Annotated in this window: 4 protein-coding genes and 1 pseudogene; 3 read left to right on the top strand and 2 right to left on the bottom strand. The window is 63.0% G+C overall.

Going from position 1 to position 4,326, the window contains the following annotated elements:
* On the top strand, positions 1-385 hold a 385-nt coding region (locus tag VGH41_RS19325), incomplete at its 5' end, for a TCP-1/cpn60 chaperonin family protein (RefSeq protein WP_331599135.1).
* A 264-nt stretch (positions 386-649) separates the two neighbouring features.
* Here the strand turns inward: VGH41_RS19325 and cysC are convergent.
* Both cysC and VGH41_RS19335 read right to left on the bottom strand, forming a co-directional pair.
* Positions 650-1,237, bottom strand: coding sequence for an adenylyl-sulfate kinase (cysC, locus tag VGH41_RS19330; protein ID WP_331599137.1), 588 nt, complete (start codon positions 1,235-1,237; stop codon positions 650-652).
* 755 nt (positions 1,238-1,992) lie between these two features.
* Complete coding sequence (locus VGH41_RS19335; protein ID WP_331599136.1) at positions 1,993-2,853, bottom strand: hydroxymethylpyrimidine/phosphomethylpyrimidine kinase; 861 nt, start codon at positions 2,851-2,853, stop codon at positions 1,993-1,995.
* A 283-nt stretch (positions 2,854-3,136) separates the two neighbouring features.
* Here VGH41_RS19335 and VGH41_RS19340 point away from each other — a divergent pair, with 283 nt between their 5' ends.
* Together VGH41_RS19340 and VGH41_RS19345 are read left to right on the top strand one after the other, a co-directional pair.
* Complete coding sequence (locus tag VGH41_RS19340; protein ID WP_008342674.1) at positions 3,137-3,307, top strand: rubredoxin; 171 nt, start codon at positions 3,137-3,139, stop codon at positions 3,305-3,307.
* 186 nt (positions 3,308-3,493) lie between these two features.
* Positions 3,494-4,326, top strand: a pseudogene (locus tag VGH41_RS19345) (hypothetical protein); the annotation flags it as partial.

Consider the following 4,326-nt stretch of genomic DNA (forward strand, 5'->3'; position numbering starts at 1 on the left):
CCGCGCTCGCACGGCAATCGCAGGTCTGAAGGGCGCTAACGCCGATCAGGACGCAGGTATCAAGATCGTTCTGCGCGCAATGGAAGAACCGCTGCGCCAGATCGTCACGAACGGCGGCGAAGAAGCCAGCGTCGTGGTGGCAGCAGTTGCAGCAGGCACGGGCAACTACGGCTACAACGCAGCAACGGGCGAGTACGTCGACCTGGTTGACGCTGGTGTCGTGGACCCGACCAAGGTGACGCGCACGGCACTGCAAAACGCAGCATCGGTGGCAGGTCTCCTGCTCACGACCGACGCAGCTGTTTGCGAACTGCCGAAGGAAGATGCTCCGATGGGCGGCGGCGGAATGCCGGGCGGCATGGGCGGCATGGGCATGGACATGTAATTTCGCAGAGACCTCTTGCGAGGTCTCATACGAAGTACATGCGGGAAGCGCGCTGCGAGGCGTGCTTCCCAAAAGAGAAAACCCGCATCACTATGCGGGTTTTTTTTCGTCCGGCGGATCTTCGCCGGTTTGCCCGGCGAATGACGAAGCACGAATCAGCGAATCAATGAACCAATGAACCAATGAACCAATGAACCAATGAACCAATGAACCAATGAACCAATGAATCAGCGCGAGCTGACGCGGCGCGGTGGTTCGCGCGCCTCAAGACCTATCGAGAAATCCTTCAAGCAGGTACTCGAAAATTCCCGCGACGCTTTCCTCTTTGCTCTGGCTGGCCGTCTCCACCCGCAGTTCCGGATGAGCGGGTGCTTCATAGGGCGCGGACACGCCCGTAAAAGAACCAATTACCCCGGATCGCGCCTTTGCATACAGACCCTTTGGATCGCGACGCGCGCAGTCGTCGACTGATGCGGCGAGGTAGGTCTCCACAAATCTGTCGCTGCCGATGATCTCGCGGGCCATTGCGCGATCTTCATGCATGGGGGAAATCAGCGCTGTGATGACAATGAGGCCGGCGTCGTTCATCAACTGGGCGACATGCGCGACGCGCCGAATATTTTCGTGGCGGTCTTCGCGGCTGAAGCCGAGGTCGCTTGCGAGCCCGTGGCGCACATTGTCGCCGTCGAGCACGTAGCACGCGTGGCCAAGCGAGATCAGCCGGCGCTCGAGTTCGTAGGCAATCGTGGATTTACCGGCGCCGGACAGGCCCGTGAGCCAGACGGTCACGGGTTTTTGGCGGAACATCCGGGCGCGTTCGGTACCGGTGATGGTGCCGTTGAAGCGCTGGATAAAGGCTTCGGAGCGTGGCTTGTCGAAGGTTTCGCGACTTTGGCGAGCACTTTGTACGGCAGGGGCACTCTCCAGATACTCGTTGTTGAAGCCGGAATCGGAGAGGGCGGAAGAAGTGGGGGAATTGTCCAATTTAGTATTTTCCGCTGTGGCCGATGCCGGTTGACGAATCGACAGCTCGTTCTAGGCGGATAGTGGCTATCCGTTTGGGCGGGTGGAGTAGCGAGGTCGAGAGGGGCATAGGACCCAATATACGACATTACAATTAGTAAATTCTACTGTGACATAAGCCATTCGTCTGTAACCGCTGATTACGCTTGTAATACAAATGGAACAATTCCGCGCGTGCGGTTGGTCCGGCCGAAGGTGTCGGACAGGCCGAGGAAGGCATGTGTGGGAGACGACGCCCGGGGCGGAGCCCTTATCGCAAAGGGTCAGGCCGTCAGTTGTGGGGCGGGATCCGATCCCGCGTGAGTACCTTGCGGGAAACGTTTGCGGCGGTAATAAGCGGCAACGAAATGTACTCCGAGTGCGGCGCGATGACACGCCAATCGGTGGGATGCGAGCTCGAAAGATCGGAGAGGGTCGTCTGGGCGACGCGCAAATGAGGCGTGCGGAGATCAGCTGTGGAGGTCGTGCCGGACTGGAGGAGTCAGACGACCTGCCGGCGCAGATGTAAAAAACGAAAGAAAAGCGTCAAAGAAAAGTAAGAAAAAGCGGCCTGCACGGTCGCTGGCCGCAGACCTTTCTGTGGCTCAGTGCCGGGCCTCTCCCGGCGGCGCATCTTTGCTGCTCGCGCGCGGGGTTTCTTCCTCGCTGCTGCGGGCCCAGAAAAACCGGTCCGGCAGATACGCACCCATGCCGGGGCGAAACGCGCTGCGCATGGCCTGATATAGATACTCCTGCGCTTCACGAACCGCTTCGGCCGGATCCTGTCCGTTGGCGAGCAGCGCGGCAATGGCGGCGCCTAGCGTATCCGTCAGCCCCATGATGCGGTTGCTGCCGCGATCCCACATGTCCTGGCGCAACTGTCCGTCTTCGCTGAAGAGCGTATTGACGAGCCGGTGCGTGCCGGTTTCCGTGGACAGGATGTATTCGCACCCTTGCGACAGCAGATGCGAGATTGCCGCATCGAGGCTCGGCGCCTCCGCGTCGCCGTCCGGCTGGGCCAGCGCGAGCAACGTGGCGTGATCGGCTACCAGCAGCGTGGTTTGCGGTGCGAGCAGGTCGGCGATCGCTTCGCGCAGTTCGTCTGCGGCGAGTACGTGTTCGTCGTCGAGCGTGAAATCAGGGGCCAGGATCAGCGGAATGTCGTCGTAGTCGGCTACTACCTCGGCGATTGCGCTCACCACTTCCGCGCGCGTGGCCGCGCCTACCTTGAAGGCGGCGATCGGCATATCTTCCAGCAGCATGCGGGCTTGCGTGGCGACGATTTCCGGGTCGAGTCCGGTGACTTCATCGCAGCTCGCCGAGTCGCGCACGGTGTAGCCCGTCAGCACGCTGACGCCATGGCAACCCATGCTGGCGAGCGTCATCAGGTCGGCTTGCAGGCCGGAAGCGCCTGTCGGATCGGAGAGGCCGAAGGTGAGTACGATCGGAGGAGTGTCGCTGGGCATGAAATGGTTGGCAGGAAAGGAGCAGATGTAAGCGTGCACCGGGCACACAGTCGGCTCAATTATGCGGCCTAACGCGCTGCGGAGGCGTTTTTTCGCATCCGCGAGGGGTTTTGTGCGCAGTCAGGCCGATGGCGCGAGCACCGGAATCAAACAGTCTGTCCGCGCTGGCCGACGGCGCCTGCGCGACGCGGCACGATGGCGACTTTCGGCTGCTAGGCATTGGGGCGGCAACACGGTACCATCATGGCTCTCGTTTCAACGCCCTTTTTGACGCGACACAAGAATGGAATATAGAAGCTGGATGTGCCTGATCTGCGGCTGGATCTACGACGAAGAAGCCGGTTTGCCAGATGAAGGAATCGCGCCGGGCACGCGTTGGGAGGATGTTCCCATCAATTGGACTTGCCCCGAGTGCGGCGCCCGCAAGGAAGACTTCGAGATGGTCCAGATCTGACCATCTGGCAGCGCGCGCGTCCCGCGTGCTGCGTCAGCGTGCGCGACGGGCATGGGGCGCGGCATCGTCAATACCCATGAGCGCGGCGCGGCGCAACGGTAGTTCGTCATCGTACTGTCGCGGGCTGGCGCGCTGCATGGCGCGCGTGGCCGTGCGCCGGCCTGTCAGTGTTCATGCCGTTTGCCCATGACCCCTCAATCCGCGTCCTCAGCCTCATTCGATGCACTGCCGAACCCGCGTGGCGGGTCGGTCCGTCCTGCCGAACTCGCTCTGGCCGAAGCGCTGCTCGCGTTCGAGCAGCGCGGCGACATGGCCACGCCGTTGCTGCGCGCGGTGCATGCGCTGAAGGAGGCGGGCTGGCTGGGCGCGCAGCGGCTGGCGGACGCATTGGTGCTGGTGTCGCCGTTGACGGCCGCGGAACCAGCGGGCGAGCCGGAGGCGCGCGCCACACTCGGCGCGGCCTTGCACGATTTGCGCGCGGCCATCGGCCGTCACAATCTGCGTGAGCTCTCGTGTTCGCCGACGTTGTTCGGTCATTATCAGGCGCTCCATGCGCTGGTTTCGCACCGCACGCCAGGCTACACGGTCACCTTCGACGACCTCGCACTAGCGGCACGGCCGTTGCCGCCGGCGTCGTTCAGCCCGCTGCCTGCGCAGAGTCTCGCTCATCTTCGGGCCCGCTACGAGCGCGCCTTGCTGCCGGTCTTGAGGGCGCATTCGAGCGACGGCGCGGTGAGTGCCGCCGTCAGCGCGCTGACGCGTGCGGCATTCGAAGAACTCGAAGCCTGCCTGGAGGAACTCTCCGGTTCCGATCCTTATGACTTCTGGCGCCTCGCGGCCGCGTGTGCGCGCTCATTGCGTGTGAGCGGCCACCTGGCCGGGGACGCCGACGCGCGCCGCTTTCATGCGCGCTGCAACCTCGCGCTGGCAGATCACGCGCGCGGCCTGCAGCTCGCGCCTCGTTCGCTGGTGCGCGCGACGGTGGCGCTGCTGTGGCGCGATTACGCCCTGTTCGGCGC

This window comes from Paraburkholderia sp. (assembly GCF_036488795.1).
Lineage (GTDB): Bacteria > Pseudomonadota > Gammaproteobacteria > Burkholderiales > Burkholderiaceae > Paraburkholderia.

Coding starts and splice junctions, on each gene's coding strand:
- VGH41_RS19335 (WP_331599136.1), bottom strand. CDS start 2,853: ATGCCCAGCGACACTCCTCCGATCGTACTCACCTTCGGCCTCTCCGAT.
- VGH41_RS19340 (WP_008342674.1), top strand. CDS start 3,137: ATGGAATATAGAAGCTGGATGTGCCTGATCTGCGGCTGGATCTACGAC.